This window comes from Streptomyces cinereospinus (genome assembly GCF_042430725.1).
GTDB lineage: Bacteria > Actinomycetota > Actinomycetes > Streptomycetales > Streptomycetaceae > Streptomyces > Streptomyces cinereospinus.
The window spans coordinates 18,754-40,909 of the sequence record NZ_JBHMCY010000073.1 but is presented as its reverse complement, the minus strand read 5'-3'; the positions used below and the strand labels follow the sequence as shown (position 1 = coordinate 40,909).

The window sequence follows — 22,156 nt, the reverse complement described above, 5'->3', positions numbered from 1 at the left end:
GGGGGACGGGGCCGCCCGGTACGTGCTGGCGGTGGTGCGGCCGTGATCGTACGAGTTCTGGACGAGCTCCACGTGGGGGAGTGCGCCGGGGAAACTGGCCGACTTGCTGGCCGGTGCGGTCGACAGCGGCGCGTCGGTGGCCGGCTGGACGGACCGGCCTGTGCGTCCTCGACCTGCTCGCCGGCGGCTCGTCACCATCGACGACACGGGCCGGGCCGCCCGCCGCGTCAACGTCGGACCGGTGCCCGCCATGGCCCGCAGCACCCCCGGCCATGGCCGACGAGTCGCATGCGAAGATGTCGCTCGTGACCAAATCGCCTTCCTCGCCTGTCGACGAGGCTTGCCACCACGGCCTGGGGTCCCGTGCCGCTGCGGTGATCGTGTTCGGGTCCTCGGCTTCAGTCCTGGTGGTCGAGATCGTCGCTTTGCGGCTGCTGGCTCCCTACCTCGGCCTCACCCTCGAGACCAGCACCATGGTGATCGGCATCGCCCTCACCGCGATCGCCCTCGGCTCGTGGCTGGGCGGGCGCATCGCCGACCAGATCAGTCCGCGCCGGCTCATAGGCCCCGCGCTCGGGGTGTCGGGAGTGGTCGTGGCGCTCACCCCTGTCCTGCTGCGCACCACAGCCGAGTGGGCACCGGTGGCGCTCATGTTGATCGCTTCGCTGACCATCCTCGTGCCGGGTGCGCTCCTCTCCGCGGTGACGCCGATCGTGACCAAGGCACGTCTTACCAGCCTCGCCGAGACCGGAACGGTTGTCGGCCGACTGTCCGGCACCGGCACCGTCGGCGCCATCGTCGGCACGGTACTCACCGGCTTCGTCCTCGTCTCGCGCTTGCCGGTCAGTGGCATCCTGATCGGCCTCGGAGCACTGCTGCTGGCCGGCTCGGCGCTGGTCGAGTGGCGAACGCGCGGGTGGAGCGGCGCCCCTGCCCTCACCCTCGTGGTCCTTGCCGGCGGCCTCGCCACCCTGGTCGCGCCCGGTGGCTGCGACGTGGAGACCAGGTACCACTGCGCGCGGATTGTCGCAGATCCCGACCGCAACGGTGGTCGCACTCTCGTACTCGACGGTCTGCGGCATTCCTACGTCGACATCGACGACCCGACCTACCTGGAGTTCACGTACGTGCGCGCCATCGCGTCGGTGGTCGATGCCGCCTTTCCCGAAGGTGAGCCACTTGCCGCCCACCACGTGGGCGGCGGCGGGCTCACCATCCCCCGTTACCTCGCGGCCACGCGGCCCGGGACCCGCAGCATCGTGTCCGAGATCGACAGCGGAGTCCTGCGCATCAACCGCGACCAACTCGGTCTGAGATCAGAAGCCGGTATGGACCTGCGTGTCGAGGACGGCAGGCTCGGTCTGGGACGACTGGACACCGGCAGTCGTGACCTCGTCGTCGGTGACGCCTTCGGAGGTGTCAGCGTGCCGTGGCACCTCACCACGGTGGAAGCGATGGCTGACGTACGGCGGGTACTCAACCGGGACGGCCTGTACGTCGCCAACCTCATCGATCACGGTGAACTGGCCTTCGCACGCGCCGAAGTAGCCACCCTCAGCGAAACCTTCGAGCACGTCGCCCTCATCGGCGAACCCGTCGATATCGGCCTCGACCCCAGCGCCACCCCCCGGGGCGGCAATCTGGTGGTACTCGCCTCCCACCGGCCGGTCGACCTGCACGCGACGCAGGAAAGGCTGGACGCCCGGCAGACCGGCTGGGAGATCGTCACCGGCGAGGACCTCACCGCCTGGACCGGCGATGCCCAACTCCTCACCGACGACTACGCGCCCGTCGACCAGCTCCTCCAGCCATACAGCCCACGGAGCAGCCAGTGACAAGACACGTGTTGTTGCGGCTCTCTCGGAGGTGAGCAGTTCTCACTCGCCGGCCAGCTGTGGTACTCCAGTTGCAGTTCGCTATCTCTGCTGGTCAGGAGCCGCCTTGATTCTCTTCGGCTGCCGTGGTGTCAGGCGCCGGAAGTTCCTAACCTCCGCCGTGGCGGTCCGTTGTGATTGTCATGCAGGATGTGCGGCCCGAGATCTGGTCGGCAGTCGCGCCCTCGTCCGTGAGAAAGGCCATGAGGACACCGAGTCTGTTTCCGGCCAGTCGGCAGGAACCGTCAAACCTGTGACCTGAACTTCGCACGCCAGCGGTGGAGTCGTCCCGGTCGGCGCCTACCAGCGGGGGTTGCCGTGGGTCCAAGTAAGCGCAACCCACGACCGGGCACGTCAGATGGAAGATGACCGGCCCGGGCCGAGCGGTCACCGTGGTCCCCGAGCAGGCGTGGGCCGCGCCGGAGGAGCCCGTCTGCACCGACGGGACATCGTGCCATCGTGATCACCTTCGGCGTCCTGGCCTGCCGTTCCTGTCCCTTCCAGGAACAGTGCACCACCTGCGAGCTCGGTCGGCGCATGCTCACCCTGCGTCCCGACGAACCCCAGGAGGCCCTCGCCCAGGCCCGCGCCGAGCAGAAGACCGACACATGGAAGAGCAGGTACGCCCTCCGCGCCGGCATCGAGGGCACCATCAACCAGGCCCTCGACATCACCGGTATCCGCCACGCCCGCTACCGTGGCCTGTCGAAAATCCGCCTCCAGCACGCCTTCTCCGCCGCCGCGATCAATCCTGTCCGACTCGACGCCCACTGGGCCGACGGCCCACTCGACCGCCCCCGCAGCAGCAACCTCGAACGACTCCGCTACCGACTCACCGCCCGACGGAATTGAGCAACAGAGTCGAGGGGTCCACAAAACCGTTCAGGCCCTGGAGAAGGACATCCGTGCCTGGATCGCCGCATGGAATACCGATCCCAAGCCCTACGTCTGGACGAAGACCGCGGACGAGATCCTCGAACGCCTTGCCAGTTATCTGAACAGAGTTCCTGACTCAGGACCCTCATCTAGGAGTCGCGTCGATGCCGAGCGCCAGGCCCGCCCAGGTCCGTACCATCCCGGCGGGTGCCAGATCTGCGCTTCGCGAAAGCTACTCCTTACGACTCGACATACAGGGATTACGCGCGGTCGCCGTCGGGCTCGTGGTGCTCTCCCATGCCGGAGTGCCGCAGGTCAGCGGCGGTTACATCGGGGTCGACGTGTTCTTCGTGATCTCCGGCTTCCTCATCACGTCCCTGCTGCTGCGCGAACTCGCCGCCACCGGCCGCTTGTCGGTCCGCGCCTTCTACGCCCGCCGCGCGCTGCGCCTGCTGCCGGCGTCGTCCCTGGTCATCACCGTCACGCTGGTCGGATCCTGGCTGTTCCTGTCCAAGGCGAGACTCGCCGAGTACGCGGGCGACGCCCTCGGCAGCGCGCTGTACGTGGTCAACTTCCGGCTGGCGGCGACGGATACGGACTATCTCGCCCAGGACAGTCCGCCGTCACCGTTCCAGCACTTCTGGTCGCTCGCCGTGGAGGAGCAGTTCTACCTGGTGTGGCCGCTGCTCCTGCTGCTCTGCTGGCGGGCCGCCCGCGGTAGGCGCATATGGGTCGCGATACCGCTCGGAGCGCTGTGCCTCGGATCCTTCGTGTTCAGCGTCCTTCTGACGAACCACTCCGCGCCCTGGGCGTACTTCGGCTCCCCCGGCCGCGGCTGGGAACTCGGCACCGGGGCACTGCTCGCACTGGCCACGACCCGGCTGGAACGCCTGCCCGCCTTTCTCGCGGCCCCGCTGACCTGGATCGGCCTGGCCTGCGTCACGCTGGCGGCGTTCTGGTACGACGACCGGACACCCTTTCCGGGCCACCACGCCCTCCTGCCGGTCCTCGGCACCGCCCTCGTCCTGGCCGGCGGCTGCGCACCCGCCCCGCACGGTGTGGGACGGCTGCTCGGACTGCGGCCGCTGGTGCGCCTCGTCGAGAATCCCGTGCGCTTCCACCGTATATTCAGAGGACGGACCCGCCGGGCCCTGGGCCTCGGAGCCGCGCTGTCGGCAGGAGCCACGGTGCTGTCGCTCACGGCGGCAGCGGTCCCGCCGACGATCGAGGTCGGCGCGCCCGCACCTGAACTGACGGAGGAACTGGCCGGAGCGCCGGATCCTCAGGCGCGGTTGAAGGAACTTCTGCAGTCGCCCGCCGCCGGCCTGCCGAGCAACCTCAGTCCGGCCCTGCCGAAGGTGAAGTCCTCCCGGTCCGCGGTCTACCGGGACGGTTGCCATGTCGACTACGAGAGCACCCGGCCTCGGCTCTGCGTCTACGGGAAGCGTGCGTCCTCCCGGACCGTGGTGCTCTTCGGCGACTCCCACGCGGCCCAGTGGTTCCCGGCTTTGGAGCGGCTCGCGACCACGCGTGGCTGGAGGCTGGTCTCGATGACGAAGGCCTCCTGCAAGGTCGCCGCAGTGACCATCATCCGGGATCACCAGCCGTACACGGCCTGCGACGACTGGCGTTCCCAGGCCATCGCGAAGATCAACGCTCTGCGACCGGCCCTGGTCGTCGTCTCCTCCTCCGACGCCGGAGACCCCGCTCACCCCACCGGCGACCCCCTTGGGCAGTGGACCACCGGCTTCGAGACCACCTTCCGTGGCCTCACCGCCTCCGGCGCCCACGTGGCCGCCCTGCTGGACACCCCCTGGCCGAAGGGTGACGCCGTCGACTGTGCGGCGGAGAACTCGCTGCAGCTGCAGACCTGTGCGAACCATCTGTCGGACGGGAAGCCCGACACCACTCGCCACACAGCCGTCCGCAGGGCCGCGGGCGCCACCGGCGTATCGGTCATCGACCCCGCCCCCTGGCTCTGCGCCGCCCGCACCGGCATCTGCCCCGTCGTCGTCGGCAACACCATGGTCCATCGCGACGACAGCCACCTCTCCGAGGCCTACGCCAAGGCCCTCACCCCGGTTCTGGCCCCCACCCTGACCGGGCTCCTCGGCCGGGGATGACCAGGCCGGCTCGGTCTCGATCGCGCGGAGGCGTGCGGTGCCGGTGTGTGCCGCCTTGAGGTGGGTCGATTCACCCGTGGACATCGTGATCACCATGCCTCCCTGGATGCCCGCCGGCAGCGCGGCGGCCGTCCGGTCCACAGCAAGGGCCAGTGACGCCAGGCCGTTCTCAGGCTGGGGCGGGGCGGGCGGGTCGGTGGTGGCGAAACGCTGCCAGCCCTGACAGGTGGTCAGGGGCCAGGACGGCTCGGCCGCATCACTGTCGTCGGCGCCGACTGGTGTGCTGCCCGCACTCTGTGGGTTCGGGTTCACCATCTGTCGGCTCCTCGTGTGCGTCGTAGAGTCCGAATCCGGTGGCAGGGGCGGGGCTGAAGTCGCCGTCGGGCGCGTCGTCGGGATCGTCGATGCTGTCGTCCTCGCCGTGCTGCGCCGACTCGCCGGTGGTGGGGTCGGTGTCGTGCTGCGGATGTCGGGCGGCGGGGACCGGAGCTGTGGTGGCGCGGGCGACGAGAGCTTGTTCGCCTTGGTGGCGTGACCGGTGGTCACGCGGCGCATGAGCTGGTCGAGGGCGTCGGCCAGGCCGGCTTCGTGCTGCTGGCTGTCGTCGTGGTTGCTGTGCTGGGCGTGGGTGCGGATGTGCTGCCGGGTGTGGTCGTTGAACGGCTGGTGGACGTGGTCGCGGTGGATCCAGGGGATCTCGGTGAGGTCATCGTCGGGGAGGCGGATCCAGATCTGGCGGACGTCGTGGGGGTTGTAGTGGATCTCCCATTTGCCGCCCCGGCCGGCGACGGGGGAGGGCTGGCCGCGGTAGGGGGGCGAGGAGGTACGCGTCGTAGGTGCGGTGGTGGATGCGGATGCGGATGCGGATGCGGATGCGGTGATGGCCTGCGCGCACGGGCAGCAGTTCGAGGTGGTCGCGGCCGGCGAGCGGTACCGGCCAGTAGACCATCACCTCCGCGCTGGTGGTGCGCCGCTCGAAGTCGCGCACCAGGCGACGGCTTCGCATCAGATGGGCGAAGAACCGCTCGACGATCCACCGCTTGGGCAGCGCCACGCACCCTTTCTGGTCGTCGCTGCGTTTGACGATCGCCAGGACCAGGACGGACGTTGCCAGGCAGTACTCGACGAGGTTGCCGGTGTAGCCGCCGTCGGCCCAAACGAGGGCAAGGCGATGGTGTGCCTCGGCCACCTGCTCAGGCAGGACCCGGGCAGCGGTGCGGTCGCCGACATCCGCGGCGGTGACCATCACGCCCAGCAGCAGGCCGAGGGTGTCGACCACGACGTGCCGCTTGCGGCCGTTGACGAGCTTGCCGCCGTCGAAGCCGCGGCTGTCCGCACCGACGACGGCGTCCGCCTTGACGGACCGCGAGTCGATCACCCCGGCTGTCGGCTGCGCCTCCCGCCCCAGCTCCTCGCGGACCCTCGCGTGCAACCGGTCGTGGAACTCCTTGACCAGGGCGGTGTCGCGCCAACCCGTATGCCACCGCCACCCTCGTCAACTCCTCCGGCACGATCGCCGGCATCTCCCAGGAGACCCCCTCTACACCTACCTCGCCGGGCCGCACCATGCGGTGGTTTGGCGCCCCTAGTGTCCTGAGTTGGGAATTCGTTCAGATATCCGGCGAGGCGTTCGAGGATCTCGTCCGCGGTCTTCGTCCAGCCGAAGGGTTCAGGGTCTTCGTTTCAGGTCTTGATCCAGGTGCGGATTGTCCTTCTCCAGGGCCTGGACGTTCTTGTGGACGCCTCGTCGTATCTGCTTGTCGGTGAGGAGGCCGAGCCACCGCTCGACCTGGTTGAGCCAGGAGCTGCTGGTGGGGGTGACGTACACGTGGAAGCGCGGGTGTGCGGCCAGCCACCGCTGAATGGCGGGCGTCCTGTGCGTGGAGGCGTTGTCGCAGATCAGATGCACCTCCAGACCGGCTGGCACCTCCTTGTCGATCCGGATCGGAACTTCCTGAACTCCACGGCACGATGCCGGCGTCTCAGCGCGCGATGGTGGCACTGGTGTACGTGCGCGAGCACACCACCCTGGCGAAGATCGCTGCAGGGTTCGGGATCAGCGAGTCCACCGCCCACACCCACACCAGCGCGGTCATCCGCCTGCTCGCCCAGCGCGCGCCGGGTCTGCTGAAGGTCCTGCGAGGCCGGCCCCGACTTCGTTCTGCTGGACGGCACCCTCGCCGAGTGCGACCGGGTCGGCGACTCACGCGCTGACTACTCCCACAAGCGCCGCCGGCACGGAGTGAACGTGCAGGTGGTCACCGATCCGGACGGCCGACTGCTGTGGCTCTCACCCGCCCTGCCGGGCCGATCTCATGACCTGACCGCCGCCCGCACCCACCGGATCATCCGCATCTGCGAGCGCCAGGGCGTCCCCATCCTGGCCGAGCTCGCCTACCAGGGCGGCGGCCCCTGGCTGACCGTGGGCATCAAGCAGTGTTGCTCTGCCGGTGGCCCACCGCGGTGCAAAAGGTGGAGTTGGTCCACGACGTCCTCGTCTTCGCCGGCGACTCGACGAGCGCGACCTGGTCACGGCGCGGCGCACCTACCCAGGCCGCCGTCCGGTGCTCAATGCCGACGGTGGCCTGGCGGTCCACCCAGCCGCCCGGGTGTAGCCGCCGATCTCCAGCGGTAGGACCAGGCGTGCGCCCTCGGCCAGCTGCTCTCGCCGGGCTGGGGCGATGTCCCGGCAGCTGTAGGTGACCAGGCTGCCGTCGAAGCCGCCGCGGGGCACGAGGTGGGCGGGTGCTCCGAGGGCCGCGTCGGCCTCGATCACGGTGACGCGTCCGCTGCCGGCCTCCGTGAGGAACCGGTGGATGCGGCGCACGACCCACGGATCGATGTCGACCGTGACCACACGACCGTCGGGTGCGGTGACCTGGGTGATCAGCTCGGCGTTATAGCCGCCGGATCCCGCCTCGAACACGACCGCGCCGGCTTCAGAGGCAGGTGCTCGATCATGTCGGCCTGGAGCCACGCCGCGGACACGGAGCTGAGCGCCGCTCCGGTCTCGTCGCGCCGGGTGACAACCGCCCGGTCCCCGCCGTGGTACGCGGCCGCGAGGTGCACCTCCGGGGCAAAGTGGTGACGTGGCACAGTCCGCAGCGTGTCGCTGACCGGCTCGGACGGGGCCCAGCCGCCTGCCCCTGCCGCGCTCCGGCGCCGCTCGGTATGCCTGGGCGAGCTGTGCGTAGGGCTCCTTGACCTGACCCAGGAACCACCGTCCGTGTTCGGTGAGCTGCACGCGCCGGCTGGTACGGGTGAAGAGCTGGCCGCCGGCGGTCTGCTCCAGCGCGGTGATGGCCTCACTGACGGTCGAGGGGCTGCGGTGCAGGCGCATGGCCGCGCGACCGAAGTGGAGCTCCTCGGCCACGGCGAGAAAGCACTCCAGGTGGGTGAGGTTCACGGCCGCGCCCTCCGTCCCGATCGTTCGGCCTGACCGAACAACAGTATCGGGGAACGCCTCTTGATCAGAGTCCCCGCACGGCACAAGCTGCACTTGCGCCGCAAGCGCGTAGGGGGACAGCGCACTCGCGCGAGAACACTTTCTAGGAGCGTCATGAGCAGGTACGTCGAGCCGTCCCAGGTCACCGGCCATGTGGTGGTCCAGGACGTCACCGTGGTCGACCCGCTGGACGGGAGCCGCACCCGGGGCCAGGACGTGGTGGTCGACGACGGACGGATCGTGTCCGTGACGGCGACCGGCGCGCCGGTCGCGGGCGCGCGCACGGTCGAGGGACAGGGCCGCTTCCTCGTCCCGGCGTTCATGGACATGCACACGCACGCCCTCAACACTCCCGAGGACATCGACGGGACCTACGCGCTGATGCTCGCCAACGGCGTCGTCGGCTTCCGCCAGATGTCGGGCGACAAGGCCCTGCTGAAGTCCCGGCGCGAAGGCACGCTGCCGCGGCCGACCGGTGCTCCCGCGCTCCTGGCCACCCCCGGTGACCTGCTGACCCCCCTGAACGCGAGCACGGTGGACGGAGCCGTGCGGGCCGTACGGGAACAGCACCGGGACGGTGCGGACTTCATCAAGGCGGGCGCCACCACCCGCGTCACCTTCCTCGCCGCCCTGGAGGAGGCGAACCGGCTCGGCATCCTGCTGGGCGGACACCTGCCCCACGACCTCGATCCCCGGGAAGCGGCGCGGAACGGGGTGTGGTCCATCGAGCACCTCGGCCCGGGCGTCACCGTGTTCGCGGCGGCCTCCTCCCGCGAGAGCGAGGTCCGCGCCAAGAACGCCACCCGCAAGCTGCCGCCCATTCCGAAGGTGAAGTTCCCCGGTGCCGACAAGCTGATGATGAAGATGATCAAGGGGATGGCGGTGAACCCCGCGACGGGCACCTCCGAGATGGAGGCGCACGCCTACGAGCTCGCGGACGGGTCGTACGACCAGCGGAAGGCGGCCGAGCTGGCGGCCCTCTTCGTGGAGCACACCACCTGGAACTGTCCCACCCTCATCCGGGTGCACACACAGCAGTTCGGCGACTCGCCCGAGCACACCGAGGACCTGCGACGGCGGTACATGGCCCCCGTGGAACTGCGTGCCTGGGACAAGTCCGCGAAGAAGTTCTCCAAGCTCCCCGACGCCACCCGCAACGCCTTGCGCAGCCACTGGGACGCCCAGCTCCGGATGACCAAGACCTTCGCCGACGCGGGGGTGCCGATGATCGCGGGCACCGACTCGTGCGGCGCCGCGGGCATCATCCCGGGTTTCGCCCTCCACGACGAGTTCGACTACCTCGCCGAGGCCGGACTCGAACCGCTGACCATCTTGCGGATGACGACCACCGAGCCGGCCCGGTTCCTGGGCCGGGAGGGCGAGCTCGGCCGTATCGCCGCCGGGATGCCCGCCGACCTGGTGCTCCTGGACGAGGACCCGGTGGCGGACCACACCGCCCTGCACAGGATCGCCGGTGTGATGCGTGAGGGCGCCTGGTGGACCCGCGCCGACCTAGACGCCATCCTGGAGCGAGTCGCGGCCGAGCCCGGCGCCCACTGACCAGGCGGCGGCGCGACGCGGGCGGGCCCCGCTGCGCATCCTGCACGGGGCCTTCTCACCCTTACCCCTGCATCGATCCTGGAGTACGCCATGGCCTCACCCCTACGCCGACGACCGGTGCCGGCCGTCCTCACAGCGGTCCTCGCGGCCACCGCGCTCGCCGGGGCGTGGGCCCGGCGCGACTACCGCGCCTGGAGGGCCCTCGGCCCCGGAGGGCTCCCGTCCACACCCCGGGGCTGGCTGACCACCACCCGGCTCCGCCTCCGCAAGGCCGCTCCCCTCGACGTCACGGGGTACGGGGAACATAAACCTACGACCCCGCTGCTGTCGGGCCTCCCACGCCGCCACGGCCCGCGCCCGAGGATCGGCCCCTGGCCCATTCCCCACCGGCCGGTCGACCAGAGGATCAGCACCGCCATGCACACCGCGCTCGACGCCGCGTTCGCGGACCTGGTGTCCGCCCATCCCGCTTTCCTGACCACCCGCCGAAGCGTCCTGGAGGGCCACTGCGACGCGATGGCCCTGAGGGACCACGCGACCGCGCCCGTGGACCTGCGGACCACACAGGGCGAGATCGCGCACGTGCACCCCGGTGACGGCTCCCTGCACATGATCCTCGCGGCCTCCGACGCCCGCGCCGTGATCGAGGGGGCATGGGGTGAGCGTCACCCTCTTGCCGGGGTCGTACCGCAACTCCCGTCCACGTACCTGCTGGTCTACCCACCCCGCGACGAGGAGGAGCTGAAGATCGTGACCGGCATCCTCGAAGCCGCCGTACGCAACGCGGCCCCTGTCGAGCGCTGAGCGCACCCGGCGCACTGCGGGATCCTTCGGCACCGCCGAAGAGTGGTGTCGCCGCCGGATGCTCATCGATCGGCCACGTGCCGCACGCAAGCTGGAAACACGCCCCACGCAGCAGGTGACGCACGCACCGCCCTCGATCCTGTCCCGGGCGGACACCGGCGGCCGGGCGCCGCTGCGGACCCACACCCCGGTCCGGCGCGAGCCCGCGCCGGACCGGGCAGTGGCCTTCCCGTACGGTCACCTCTCGCGAACACCCGGGGGTGAGCCTCGTCTTCGCGCCTACCGGGCTGAGCGGCGGTGGAGCAGCCGTGCGGTGGTACAGGCCGCCCTCGCAGGCCATCAGGTCCTCGTGCGTGCCGTCTTCGACGACGCGCCCCTGGTCGAGGACATAGATGTGGTCGGCGTGGTTCAGCAGCAGGGCCGTGGGTGAGCGACCCCGACCGCGGCCCGAACGAACACGCGGATCAGGCAGCGCCTCGAAGACGTCAGTTGACCTGGCACTCGTGGGCCCGAAGTCCAGGTTCGACCGTCAGACGAACTCCGCGGTACGACCTCCATGTCACTGACCACCGACGTCAGCCGACGACGCTGTCGAGTTTGTCGGCGAGGGCACCGGCCTCGTCTGGGGTTAGTTCGACGACGAGTCGACCGCCGCCTTCGAGCGGCAGGCGCATGACCATGCTCTGCCCCTCCTCGGTGACTTCGAGCGGGCCGTCGCCCGTCCGCGGCCTGATCCCGGCCCTGACGCTCAACGACTGAGTAACTTCACTGTCGTTGACGGGGTTTCTAAGTTGCTCGGAGAGGGCGCCGGCCTCGTCCGTGGTCAGTTCCACCACGAGCCGACCGCCGACGTCGAGCGGCACCCGCATGACGACGCTGTACGGCTCGATGCCCTCCTTCTCGGTGACTTGGAGTGGGCCGTCGCCCGCCCGCGGCTTGATCCTGGCGCGCGGCTGTAGGAATCCAACGTCGTTGAGGGACAGTGCCCGCGTCAGGTTGCTTCCGGTATTGACTGCGCACGTCCCCAGAGCGGGTGTCGCGGTGGCAGAAGGCGCTAAGACAAGCGTGGCCCCCAGGACCAACGATGAAGCGATGAGCGAGGTGACGGCATTGAGCCGGATGCGCCGGGCCATGATGGATGTCCTCCCTCGCGATGAATGGAGTGCGCTGCGGAAACACGGAGGCAAGTCGCTGCGCTAGCGCTCGGGGATCCTTCCAGCCGCAACGCGACAACGGATGTACGGCTGTTGCGCCGCTGCGGCGCCGAGCTGATCGGAAAGGCGCCGCTCCAATCATCCTCACCCCCTCCGGCTCGGGTGTCGACCGGACGGCCAGGTGAGCCAGCCTGACGGGCTGTGCGGGGCGTCCTCACAGAGCGCGCACGGCGCGGCCGCTGCTGGGCGAACAGGTCTTCCAGGCAGGCCCGGCGCCGCCGGTGGGGCCACCTGGTCGTGACGGTGCCCGCCAGGCGCAGCAGGTCGACGGCGGAAGTGTGCAGGCCGCTCATCAGCCAGCCGGCCAGACTCCCACACGACCAGTTCCCCGTCGAGCGCGGTCGCGTCCGGAAGCTGCGCGGCCCCGGCGCGGACCTCCGGAAACGAGCCGGCGAGGTCGGTGCCGTTGCGGGAGCGCAGCACCAGGCGCCTGGCGTTTCAGGCGGGTTCCGGCGATCGGCGTGCACCGGTCCGAGCGCCCGAAGGCCGGAGCAGCTTGACCGGGCTCGCGGGGTTGCGACAGCGCCATGTGAGCTCGCTGTTCGCCGAGGAGGGTTCGCCTCACGTGCCCCGCCCTGCAGTCCTTGGCCGGCGGTGGGGTACGTCAGGCGGCGATGACCGCGACGGTGGTGCGGCCGCCGTCGACGTCGAGCACGGTGCCGTGTACGAACGACGACTCGTCGCTACCGAGGTACACCGCGGCCTGGCCGATGGCGTCCGGCGTGCCCGTGCTGCCGTACGGGGTGCCCTTCATCATCACGCCGGCCGGGTGGCTGCCTGCCTCTTCGGGGTCGATGTCCAGGACGACGCCGGGCGAGATGGCGTTTACGCGCACTCCGCGGGGGCCGAACTCGGCAGACCACGCGCGGGTGAGGGTCTCCAGAGAACCCTTGGAGGCGCTGTAGGCCACTCCCTGCGGGAGCCCCTGGCGGACGGCCCACGAACCGAGGTTGATCACTGCACCTCCGCCGGCTTCGACCATGCCGGGCACGAGGGCCGCGGTGAGGAAGAACGGCGCCTTGACGTTGACCGCGAAGACGCGGTCGAACGTGGCCTCATCGGTGGCCAGGGTGCCCTGCGCGGGGAAGATGCCAGCGTTGTTGACCAGAATGTCCACCTGCCCGCCCAGAACAGCGCGGGCGTCGTCAGCCAGGGCCTGAGAAGCGGCAGCCGAGCCGTCGAGGTCGGCGGCGACGAAGTCCGCACGGCCGCCGGCCGCCCGGATCTCCTCCACGACCTGCGCGCCTCGCTCGGCGCTGCGGCCCGAGACGACGACGTGCGCGCTCTCCCGGGCATACGCGAGGGCGACTCCGCGGCCGATGTTGCTCGTGGATCCGGTGATCAGTGCCGTCTTGCCCTGCAGGCGGTAACCCATGACTCGGTTCTCCTCAGTCGGTGCGCAGTCGGTGGGAGTGGCTGGACGCGGTGCTCGCGGCCGCCGGGATGCGGCTGCACCCCAAGGGAAGAGCGGCAGTTCCCACCAAGCTGACCATGCGGTCATCTTTACTGTAGGAAAACATGACTCTGCGGTCAAGTTGAGGATGGACCGCCTTCCCGCAGGTCGCGCCGATCGCCGCACCGGCGATCGGCAAGAACATGACCAAATGGTCATGTTGAGGTACGCTTCCGAGGGGATGAATGGAGAGAGATGACCAACGCGCCCACGACACGGCCCTTGCGCAGCGATGCCGTGCGCACCAGGAAGCTGCTCCATGACGCGGCGACGTCGGCCTTCGCCGAGCTGGGGACCAACGTCTCCATCGCCGAGATCGCGGAACGAGCCGGCATCGCGAAGGGAACCGTGTTCCGCCACTTCGCCACCAAGGAAGACCTGGTCGCAGCGATCGTCTGCGAGAACATCGACACCCTGGTGGCCACCGGCGAGCAGCTTGCCCAGGAAGCTGACGCTGGCGAGGCGCTGCGCGCGTTCATGACCGCGATCATCGAGATCGAGGCGAGCGACCGGGCCTTTTGCGAGATAGCGAGCGGTGCCATTCACGACCAGCCGTCGATCCAAGCCGGCACCAACCGGCTGCGGGCCATCGCCGAGACCCTCGTCGACCGCGCCCGCGAGCAGGGCGCCATCCGTCCCGAGATCACCGGACAGGACATCATTCTGCTGGTCAGCGGCATCTACCAGACTGCTGCTCCGCTGGCGTCCGCGCAACCGGACCTGTGGCGCCGCTACCTCGGCCTGGTCCTTGACGGCATGCAGGCGCACAGCGTCCCGGAGTTGCCGCATCCCGCTCCGGCCGGCTGATCGCCCACGTGGAGCCAGGTGGAGTGCTCTGCTCGGGCCCCGTGTGCGCCGGGAGCGCCGGTGCGGATTGAACCGTCCACCCGATGTCGCCGTGAACCATGACGGCACCCCGCCCGGCCACCCGTAACGGCCAGTCAGCGGTGCGCGGACCGCGGCCCTGGCCTCGAGCGGCGGCGCGGTGCCCCGGCGGCGCCGGGCCGTCAGCTGCGCTGGCAGCTCACCGTCGACGACACCCTCGCGCACCACCCTCCCCCAGGCCACCGCCGGCTGCCCGAACATCCTCGGTACAGGTCACCTTCGCCCGGTAGTTGCACCGGCCGCACGGCACTTCTCAGGAGGCGGCAGTCGACCCGGGCGCGGACCTTTCGGTGGGATGCATCGTGTTCCTCTCACCGGGCCGGAATTCGGCCTGGCCGTGCTCGCGGCGGTGCGGGATGACCAGGCCGGTGCCGCGGTAGCCCCCGTCCGCGATCACCGTGGTGCGGCCGACGGCGTCCTTGGCGCCGGACAGTTCCCACGCCGTGCAGTCGTTGCGGTTATCGGGCAGCGGCCGGCCGACGGCGACGACGAGCCGGGTGTCGGCGTCGATGACGACCTGGTGGTTGGTCGAGTACCGGTAGTTCTTCGACTGCTCGGCGATGCTGTGGTCACGGGTGGGGACCAGGGTTCCGTCCACGATCAGCACGGTGTCCTTGCGGAACCGCCTGCGCTGTTGCAGGCCAGCGCGGGCCCGAGGTGGTCGACGATGCGGTCGGCGGCCGACTTCGACACCCCGCACAGGGGCGCCAGCTGCCGCAGGGTGAGGTTGGTGCGCCAGTACGCGGCGACCAGCAGGACCCGGTCCTCCAGCGGCAGGCTCCAGGGCCAGACCGTGCGGACCGGGTCCGCACCCTCGCGCCGCAACGCGGAGATCAACTTGCTGAACTGACGCGGGCTCAGCGTGGTGGACGGCCCTGTCCAGGATGGCTCGGACGCCGTGATCACATCAGCCACACCAAGATCATCTCACTCGCGACCAGCTGTTACGGGACAGCCCCAGACGTCGTTTCTGATGGTGTGATCGCTCGTTGAGCCGTGCATGACGGATCTGGTTGAGCGGTTGGTGCCGGACGAGTTGTGGACGCTGTTCCGGCGGGTGGTTCCGCCGTCGCAGGTCATACGCCCACAGGGCGGGGGGCGACGGCGGGCCGGTGACCGTGAGTGCCTTGCGGCGATCATCTTCGTGGCCACATCGGGCTGTTCCTGGCGGCAACTGCCCCCGGTGTCCGGGCCGGCCTGGCCGACGGTCTACCGGCGCTTCGCCCAGTGGAGCCAGGCCCGGGTGTGGGCCCGGCTCCACCGCGTCATCCTGGACGAACTCGGAGCCGGAGGTGAGCTGGACTGGTCGCGGCGCGCCATCGACTCCGTCAGCGTCCGTGCGGCAAAAGGGGGCCACTGACCGGACCGAATCCGACCGATCGCGGCAAGAACGGATCGAAGATCCATCTCATCACCGACCGCAACGGACTGCCGCTCTCGCTGGGCATCTCCGGCGCCAACCTGCACGACAGCCTCGGCCTCAAGCCGCTTGTGCAGGGCATCCCGCCCATCCGCTCCCGGCGCGGACCGCGCCGGCGGCGACCGGCCAAGCTGCACGCCGACAAGGGATACGACTACGACTGCCTGCGGAAATGGCTTCGCGAGCGTCACATCCGCCGTCGCATCGCCCGCAAGGGCATCGAGTCCTCCCAGCGGCTCGGTCGCCACCGGTGGGTCGTCGAGCGGACGGTGTCCTGGCTCGCCGGTTGCCGACGCCTGCACCGCCGCTACGAGTGCAAGGCCGAGCACTTCCTCGCCTTCGCCGGCATAGCCGCAGCCCTCATCAGTTACCGCCGCCTCACCAAGTGACACGACGTCTCAATGCGGCGATGTGCGGGAGCCACCGTAAAATCACGCGAGCCAAGTGTCAACACTTTGCCAGAGCGCTGTGCCATGTGTCTACGTGAGCCAGGGGGCGCTGACCGGTCACCGTCGCCGCCGCTCGTGGCGTTCGAAGCCTTGCACCTGCAGAGAAACGCCATGGCACGACTGTCGATGCGGGTGCTGGCCTTGCTCCACATCCTGACCGGACCGCATCCCGTTCCCTTCGAGGCGACGAGAAGTGTTGACAGGTTACCGAGGTGCCCCGAGTATGGCGCCTATGTCCGCCACCCCTTCGGCTGCGAGCGCCGATGATCCACTCGCCTACGGCGATGAGAATGAGCGCCTGCCAGGAGACGGCACCGGGCTGGCATGCCGTCGGAAAGGGAACGGCCGCGGGTTAGCAGCCGATGCCTCGTCGACTTCCGTACGGTCCGACGGCGAAGCGCTTTGATGGCGCCGTAGCTCTCCCGTCCAGTGTTTATCCGAGTACACCGACACGGTTCATATGGGACAGTCAATGAGAAGCCCTGACGGAGATGCGATGAGTGGCATCCCTATTCCCGAGTTCCTTATTGAGCAAGCGTGGACCCGGCACGTGCAGAGCGGCAACGCGGCCATCGCCGAGATGCGCGCACCCATGGGCGGACTGCCTGTCGAGAGCCGACTTCGGCACCCGGGAGGTGTCAGCACATAGGTGGTGACACCTCCCGGGTGCCGAAGAGCACAGCGACTCGCGCTCACAACTCATGCCCGACAACGCGCTTTACGCCACCGGCGCGACCTGTTCCTGTCGCACACCATTCGCATGCACCGGAAGCTCCGAGCTGCGGGCGGGCAAGCAATCAGGTCAACTCCCATCGGTGAGCGCAGGATTGCCTTGAGGCTCCGGTCGAGGTCGCTGGTGCCGGCCGTTGCGATGGCATCGGCGGTCGAGACGATGACGGCCCGACAGCACCATCCCGGCTCGGGTCGACCAATGCCTTGAAAGCACCGGTTTGCTCATGACGGCGCGAGCGGCAACCCCACATCGCGCCTTGACCCCGAGTAACCGCGCTCCCGGAACACGCCCATCACGGCTACGGGATCGCGCCTTTCCCACTCGCCGTTGTGCCGTCGGGCTGCGCTCACAAAATCCTCACTGGATACGTTGCGCTTCTCCGGGAATGCGTTTACCGTCCTGCTGAAGACAAGGTTCTTATCTCACGCAAGGCCTATGGCAAGACCTCTCGACAGGTCGGGCAGCGTAGAGAAAACCCTCGGAAGTTTCGGATCAGATCTCTTGGCAGTCATGGACGTCACTGCCAGTGTCATTACCTCCCTGGACCGCGTCGTAGCCCCGATGCTCCAGATATCAATGCCGAAGTAACTCCCCCACAGTGCCACATCACGCCGCCATCCCCCGATGGCAGTGCTACGTCACAAGCCCTTGAACAAGATGGGGATTCATGAGAGTTCGTAGAGCCGCCCTATACCCCGCCCTGGCTGTTCTGATCGCCCTGAGTGGCACGGCCTGCGGTTCCTCCGAGGGGAAGAAGACCGGGGCCGACGGCCTCGCCAAGGTCAACATCGCCGTGATGGCGATCGGGCAGACCGCCCCGATAGTCGTGGGCAAGGAGAAGGGCATCTTCAAGAAGCACGGTATCGACCTGCAGATCTCCTACGTCGAGCCGGCTGCTCTGGTGCCCACCCTCATGAGCGGAGAGGCCGACTTCATCTGGTCCAACCCGCCCGCGTTGCTCGCCGCCCGTGCCAACAAGGTGCCGATCAAGTCTGTCACCGCGGTCTCGGTCGCCGGCACCTCCCCCCGCACCTTCCCGATCCAGGTGATGGTCCCCGTGGGCAGCAACATCAAGTCGCTCAAGGATCTCCGGGGCAAGTCGGTGGCGACGGCATCGCTGTTCCAGCTCAACGACCTTGCACTGATGCAGTCGCTCGACAAGGCAGGTGTCGACGCTCAGTCGGTCAAGTTCATCGAGGTCCCCTTCCCGAACATGGGGGAGGCGCTGGCGGCCCACCGCGCGGACGCCGTCATCTCGACCGAGCCCTTCGTCACCATCATGAAGTCCGAAGGCAAAACGGTCCCCTTGGTCTCCGTCTCGGAGGGCCTGGCGCCGAAGTCGCCCATCTCGGCCATCGCGTCCTCGGAGAAGTTCATCGGCGCCAACCCCGAGGTGATCGAGGACTTCCGTGCCGCGGTCGACGAGACCGCGAAGTACGCGGTGGCCCACGACGACGAGGTCCGCGCGAAGATTCCGACGATCACCGACCTCACGCCCGCACTCGCCGACGTCATCTCCCTCGCGCCGACCGACACCACGGACGACCCGGCCGCATGGACCGCCTGGGCTGACCTGCTGGTCCAGGTCGGCGTGCTCGACGAGAAGGTGGACGCCGCAGATGCCTTCCTTGCCGACTGAGCTCTCGACGGGCGCGCGGCGGACGTTCAAGGCGCTGGCAGGGCTCGCGTTGCTCGTGGCCACCTTCGAGGTGCTGCGGGCCACGGGAGTGATGCCCTCGACCAGCGTGCCCTCGACCACAGCGATCTTCGACGCACTGATGACCTCCGTGAGCGAGGGCGACATGGGGCCGGCAATCGGCAACACCGCACTCGCCTGGTTCGGTGGACTCCTGCTGGCCTGCGCCATCGGCATCCCCCTCGGTATCCTCGTCGGCCTGTCCGACTGGGCGGACAGCGCGACCCGGCGAGCCGTCGAGGCCCTCCGTCCCGTGCCCGCCGTAGCGCTGGTGCCGATGGCCATCGTGCTGTTCGGCATCGAGCTCGAAATGCAGATGTTCCTCATCGCGATCGCCTGCGTATGGCCGTTGCTGCTCGGCACCCGTGGCGGAGTGCGCGCCGTCGACCCGCAGCAGATCGACACGGCCCGATCCTTCGGCCTCGGCCCCGTCGCCACCGTGCGGCGGGTGGTGCTGCCGGCGGCAATCCCCGCGATCGCGACCGCCCTTCGGCTCAGCGCGAGCCTCGGCCTGGTGGTCGCGGTGGGGGCACAGCTGATCTCGGGCAGTCCCGGACTGGGCAACCTGCTCGTCACCAGCCAGAACGCCGGCCGGAACGACGTGGTGTGGGCCTGCCTGCTCGTGACCGGGGTGTTCGGGGTGACCATCAATCTTCTGCTCGCGGCTGCCGAACGTGGTGTCGCCGGCTGGCAGCAACTCTCCACGGAGGGCCGGCGATGAAGCGCATGACAGCGCGATCGTTCTCGCGACAAGTCCTGGGCTGGGCATGCGTCATCGCCTTGCTCGGGCTGTGGGAGGCGGTCGGACGGCGCGACACCAGCGGACTGTTTCCGCCGTTCTCCGACGCGATGGTCGAGACCGTGGACCTGCTGCGCTCTGATGCGCTGACCGACGACATCCTGCCCTCAGTGGTCAGGGCGCTCATCGGCTTCGTGATGGGCTCCGCCGTGGCGATCGCGCTGGGAACGGCGCTCGGCTGGTGGCGGGCACTCCATCCCTGGACCACGGCCGCGTTGGAGTTCCTCCGGGCAGTCCCGGTGCCGGCGCTGGTCCCGCTGGCGGTCGTCCTCTACGGCTCGACCGACGTCATGAAGGTCGCCATCATCGCACTCGGCGCGTTCTGGCCGGTCCTGCTCAATACGGCCGACGGCGTCCGCCGCGTGGAACCGGGCTACATCGAGAGCGCTCGCATCTACACCTCCGGATCCAGCCTGGCAGTGCTGCGCCGTGTTGTGCTGCCGGCAGCCACACCGCAGATCATGGTCGGTCTGCGGATCGGCCTGGCGGTCTCCTTGATCCTGATGGTGGTCAGCGAGATGTTCGGGGCCTCCTCAGGTCTGGGCTACCTGATCCTGCAGTCCCAACGGCTCTACGCGCTCACGTCGATGTACGCCGGTGTCGTGATCCTGGCTCTCATCGGGCTGCTGCTCACCGGACTCTTCTCGGCGATCGAGAAGCGCGCCATGTTCTGGTTCGACGGAATGAAGGGCCGCACGCCATGAACCACCCCACCACTTCCGAACTGCTTCGAGCCGACGGCATCGGCAAGACCTACACCGGCGAGAAGGGAACCCGGACCGAGGCGATCGGCTCGGTGTCCTTCACGGTCGGCGACGGGGAGTTCGTCGCCATCGTGGGCCCCTCCGGCTGCGGCAAGACCACCCTCTTGCGCACCATCGCCGGCCTGCTGAAGCCCAGCCGCGGCGAGCTCACCTTCGACGGGCAGCCCATCCGCAAGGTGCCCGACGGGTTCGGGATCGTCTTCCAGGAGTACAACCGCAGCCTGTTCCCTTGGCTCAGCGTGCGCAAGAACGTCGAGTTCGGGCTGCACGGACTGTCACGGCAGGAACGCCACGAGCGTGCTACCGAGAGCCTTGAGCAGGTCCAACTCAGCGATGTCGAGGGTCACTATCCCTGGCAGCTGTCGGGCGGCATGCAGCAGAGGGTCGCGATCGCGCGGGCGCTCGCCACGCACCCTCGGGTGCTCCTGATGGACGAGCCGTTCGCGTCGGTCGACGCCCAGACCAGGATCAAGCTGGAGCTGATGACCGCCAAGATCTCGAGCAAGCTCGGGCTCACGACCCTTCTGATCACCCACGACATCGACGAGGCCATCTTCCTGGCCGATCGCGTGATCGTGCTCAGCGCACGACCCAGTCACGTGGTTACCGAGGTCGCGATCGACCTTCCACGTCCGCGGGACGAGCTGGGCGCGAAGGCCGACCCGCGGTTCCTGGAGTACCGCCGCATCATCTACGACGCGATCGTTCACCCGGACGAAAGTGGAGCAGTCGTCGAGCACGCCTCTGCCGTGGGTACCTGACGGATCCTCTCTCATACGGGAGCCTGACTGGCGCCCCTCGGAATGGCAGCCTGACCTGGACCTGTTCAACGGCCGAAGTGACAGTCCGGCGACCCGGGTCCGGGAGTGCAGCATCGTGGGCTGCTCCGGGCTGTGCACCACCGAGGCGACCTGCTGCTCAACCCGCGCCAACGCCTTCACCGCCGGCGGCCCAGGCTGGGAGGAGTTCCTGATCTCCCACACGCCCCGGGCCGGGCCGGCGGATGTCGGCGGAAGAGCGGTGCGTGATCGAGCGGGACGGCATAGCCTGCGGCCGGCAGCGCCACTGCCAACGGCTGTGTCTCTCGCATTACTCGCTCTGGAAGAGCGTGACCTGGCGTGACATGACGCTGCCCGAGTGGATCCTTCTACAGAAGCCGTATGCCGCGCTGCCAGCCTGTGCGCGTCGCGGCTGCGAACACGACAAAACGCCGTCGACGCCCCTGTGCCGCAAGCGCCGAATCGAGTGGGCCAGGTACGCCAAGGCGAATCGTCTCGTCGGCACCGAGGGAGAACACGAGGTAAGGGGCATCAGCTGGCTCTGCCCCCTACCTGACGCAAATTCACTTCTCCTTGGCACCGCTGAGACCAGTGGCACGATGGGAGATTCCTTTCGTCCCCCAGCAGAGGGATGCGCGGGGCCAGTCTCTCAAAATCCCTCATTGGTCCGATGACCGGTGAGGCAGCTGACCGGCCTGCCCAGTATCACCCTGGCCGAGGGGGCACTTCCCGCTGCGGAGACACTCAGCCGCGGGCCGAACCTGGTCGCCTTCATGCGCGGCACACGCTCGACACTGAAGACCGCTCGGGACGACTTCCGCGGGATCGACCCGAAGGACAAAACCGTCTGGGACCTGGCCGCGGCGGGGAACCCTTCTCGATTCACGGCTATGGGACGGCGTCGGGCAGCGGGCACGGCCGACTTCGAGCCGATCAGACGTCCTTGGCTAGGGAGAGGTGCCTTGGAGTGGGCCCGCGCGACAGACCCGGACAGCATCGTGCTGATGGGTGGGCTCGGGGCCTGCGTCGTCGCCTCGGAAGCCTTGTCCCTGCGGTCTGCGGGAGGCCACGACGTGATCTCAGGCTCATGTCCCTCGGAGCCAAGGCGCTCTTCGGCGAAGTTGGCCAGGTGCGCGGCGTCGTCGTCGCTGTAGAGGAGCTTGGAGACCAGGGCCTGGAGGTCCTTGCCGGCACGCTCCAAAATGATCGGGAACTGTCCGTCGGGGGCGAGCCGGTGCCGAACATGAGGGTGACGGTGACCTCGCGTACGACTTCCCGCTTC

At 68.8% G+C, this 22,156-nt stretch carries 16 protein-coding genes and 6 pseudogenes; 13 read left to right on the top strand and 9 right to left on the bottom strand.

Annotation, left to right across the window (positions count from 1 at the left end; all coding sequences use genetic code 11):
• The first annotated feature begins 272 nt into the window (after positions 1 to 272).
• The 4 genes and pseudogenes from ACFF45_RS28875 to ACFF45_RS28860 all read left to right on the top strand — a co-directional run bounded on the left by ACFF45_RS28875 (position 273) and on the right by ACFF45_RS28860 (position 4,873).
• A complete protein-coding gene (locus ACFF45_RS28875) occupies positions 273 to 1,835 on the top strand; it encodes a fused MFS/spermidine synthase (protein WP_446697138.1) in 1,563 nt (520 codons plus the stop codon).
• A 498-nt stretch (positions 1,836 to 2,333) separates the two neighbouring features.
• On the top strand, positions 2,334 to 2,726 hold the full coding sequence (locus ACFF45_RS28870; RefSeq protein WP_381349595.1) for a transposase: 393 nt from the start codon (positions 2,334 to 2,336) through the stop codon (positions 2,724 to 2,726).
• A pseudogene (locus ACFF45_RS28865) lies at positions 2,725 to 2,889 on the top strand (IS630 family transposase); the annotation flags it as partial. The gene ACFF45_RS28870 and the pseudogene ACFF45_RS28865, both read left to right, overlap by 2 nt.
• A gap of 145 nt (positions 2,890 to 3,034) precedes the next feature.
• On the top strand, positions 3,035 to 4,873 hold the full coding sequence (locus ACFF45_RS28860; protein WP_381349593.1) for an acyltransferase family protein: 1,839 nt from the start codon (positions 3,035 to 3,037) through the stop codon (positions 4,871 to 4,873).
• Positions 4,874 to 5,579: 706 nt separating this feature from the next.
• On the opposite strand, the gene ACFF45_RS28855 is transcribed toward ACFF45_RS28860, so the two are convergent.
• A complete protein-coding gene (locus ACFF45_RS28855) occupies positions 5,580 to 6,305 on the bottom strand; it encodes a transposase (RefSeq protein WP_381349592.1) in 726 nt (241 codons plus the stop codon).
• Positions 6,306 to 6,542: 237 nt separating this feature from the next.
• On the bottom strand, positions 6,543 to 6,800 hold the full coding sequence (locus tag ACFF45_RS28850) for a transposase (RefSeq protein ID WP_381349591.1): 258 nt from the start codon (positions 6,798 to 6,800) through the stop codon (positions 6,543 to 6,545).
• Between the two features lie 53 nt (positions 6,801 to 6,853).
• Here ACFF45_RS28850 and ACFF45_RS28845 point away from each other — a divergent pair.
• A pseudogene (locus ACFF45_RS28845) lies at positions 6,854 to 7,310 on the top strand (transposase); the annotation flags it as partial.
• 147 nt (positions 7,311 to 7,457) lie between these two features.
• On the opposite strand, the pseudogene ACFF45_RS28840 reads toward ACFF45_RS28845, so the two are convergent.
• Positions 7,458 to 8,014, bottom strand: a pseudogene (locus ACFF45_RS28840) (SAM-dependent methyltransferase); the annotation flags it as partial.
• A gap of 139 nt (positions 8,015 to 8,153) precedes the next feature.
• Positions 8,154 to 8,213, bottom strand: a pseudogene (locus ACFF45_RS28835) (hypothetical protein); the annotation flags it as partial.
• 219 nt (positions 8,214 to 8,432) lie between these two features.
• Here ACFF45_RS28835 and ACFF45_RS28830 point away from each other — a divergent pair.
• Together ACFF45_RS28830 and ACFF45_RS28825 are read left to right on the top strand one after the other, a co-directional pair.
• Positions 8,433 to 9,878, top strand: a complete 1,446-nt coding sequence (locus ACFF45_RS28830; RefSeq protein WP_381349589.1) for an amidohydrolase family protein — start codon at positions 8,433 to 8,435, stop codon at positions 9,876 to 9,878.
• A gap of 90 nt (positions 9,879 to 9,968) precedes the next feature.
• The gene (locus ACFF45_RS28825; RefSeq protein ID WP_381349587.1) at positions 9,969 to 10,682 is read left to right on the top strand and encodes a luciferase domain-containing protein; all 714 of its coding nucleotides are present in this window, start codon (positions 9,969 to 9,971) and stop codon (positions 10,680 to 10,682) included.
• A gap of 575 nt (positions 10,683 to 11,257) precedes the next feature.
• On the opposite strand, the gene ACFF45_RS28820 is transcribed toward ACFF45_RS28825, so the two are convergent.
• The 4 genes and pseudogenes from ACFF45_RS28820 to ACFF45_RS28805 form a co-directional block, all read right to left on the bottom strand.
• Positions 11,258 to 11,434: a DUF3117 domain-containing protein gene (locus ACFF45_RS28820; protein ID WP_381349596.1), complete on the bottom strand. Its 177-nt coding sequence runs from the start codon at positions 11,432 to 11,434 to the stop codon at positions 11,258 to 11,260.
• Positions 11,435 to 11,458: 24 nt separating this feature from the next.
• Positions 11,459 to 11,665, bottom strand: a pseudogene (locus ACFF45_RS28815) (DUF3117 domain-containing protein); the annotation flags it as partial.
• An 835-nt stretch (positions 11,666 to 12,500) separates the two neighbouring features.
• Positions 12,501 to 13,271 carry an SDR family NAD(P)-dependent oxidoreductase gene (locus ACFF45_RS28810; protein ID WP_381349586.1) on the bottom strand — a complete coding sequence of 257 codons (771 nt, stop codon included), beginning with the start codon at positions 13,269 to 13,271 and terminating at the stop codon, positions 12,501 to 12,503.
• 13 nt (positions 13,272 to 13,284) lie between these two features.
• Positions 13,285 to 13,494, bottom strand: a complete 210-nt coding sequence (locus tag ACFF45_RS28805) for a hypothetical protein (RefSeq protein WP_381349584.1) — start codon at positions 13,492 to 13,494, stop codon at positions 13,285 to 13,287.
• A 50-nt stretch (positions 13,495 to 13,544) separates the two neighbouring features.
• Between ACFF45_RS28805 and ACFF45_RS28800 the strand changes: the two genes are divergently transcribed.
• Entirely contained in the window at positions 13,545 to 14,156 is a 612-nt protein-coding gene (locus ACFF45_RS28800) for a TetR/AcrR family transcriptional regulator (protein ID WP_381349583.1), read from the top strand.
• A gap of 200 nt (positions 14,157 to 14,356) precedes the next feature.
• Here ACFF45_RS28800 and ACFF45_RS28795 read toward each other — a convergent pair.
• Positions 14,357 to 15,149 (bottom strand): annotated as a pseudogene (locus ACFF45_RS28795) (transposase).
• Positions 15,150 to 15,234: 85 nt separating this feature from the next.
• Between ACFF45_RS28795 and ACFF45_RS28790 the strand changes: the two are divergent.
• From ACFF45_RS28790 to ACFF45_RS28770, 5 genes are all read left to right on the top strand, one after another.
• A protein-coding gene (locus ACFF45_RS28790; protein ID WP_381349582.1) for an IS5 family transposase occupies positions 15,235 to 16,043 on the top strand; the annotation gives its coding sequence in 2 pieces (ribosomal slippage) (positions 15,235 to 15,577 and positions 15,577 to 16,043; 810 coding nt in all).
• A gap of 1,460 nt (positions 16,044 to 17,503) precedes the next feature.
• The gene (locus ACFF45_RS28785; RefSeq protein ID WP_381349581.1) at positions 17,504 to 18,475 is read left to right on the top strand and encodes an ABC transporter substrate-binding protein; all 972 of its coding nucleotides are present in this window, start codon (positions 17,504 to 17,506) and stop codon (positions 18,473 to 18,475) included.
• Positions 18,456 to 19,253: an ABC transporter permease gene (locus ACFF45_RS28780; protein WP_381349580.1), complete on the top strand. Its 798-nt coding sequence runs from the start codon at positions 18,456 to 18,458 to the stop codon at positions 19,251 to 19,253. The genes ACFF45_RS28785 and ACFF45_RS28780 overlap by 20 nt, the downstream gene beginning before the upstream one ends.
• The gene (locus ACFF45_RS28775; protein WP_381349579.1) at positions 19,250 to 20,035 is read left to right on the top strand and encodes an ABC transporter permease; all 786 of its coding nucleotides are present in this window, start codon (positions 19,250 to 19,252) and stop codon (positions 20,033 to 20,035) included. The genes ACFF45_RS28780 and ACFF45_RS28775 overlap by 4 nt, the downstream gene beginning before the upstream one ends.
• Positions 20,032 to 20,856 (top strand): ABC transporter ATP-binding protein, encoded by an 825-nt coding sequence (locus ACFF45_RS28770; protein ID WP_381349578.1) that lies wholly within the window; start codon positions 20,032 to 20,034, stop codon positions 20,854 to 20,856. Before ACFF45_RS28775 ends, ACFF45_RS28770 begins: the two co-directional genes overlap by 4 nt.
• Positions 20,857 to 22,156 lie beyond the last annotated feature (1,300 nt).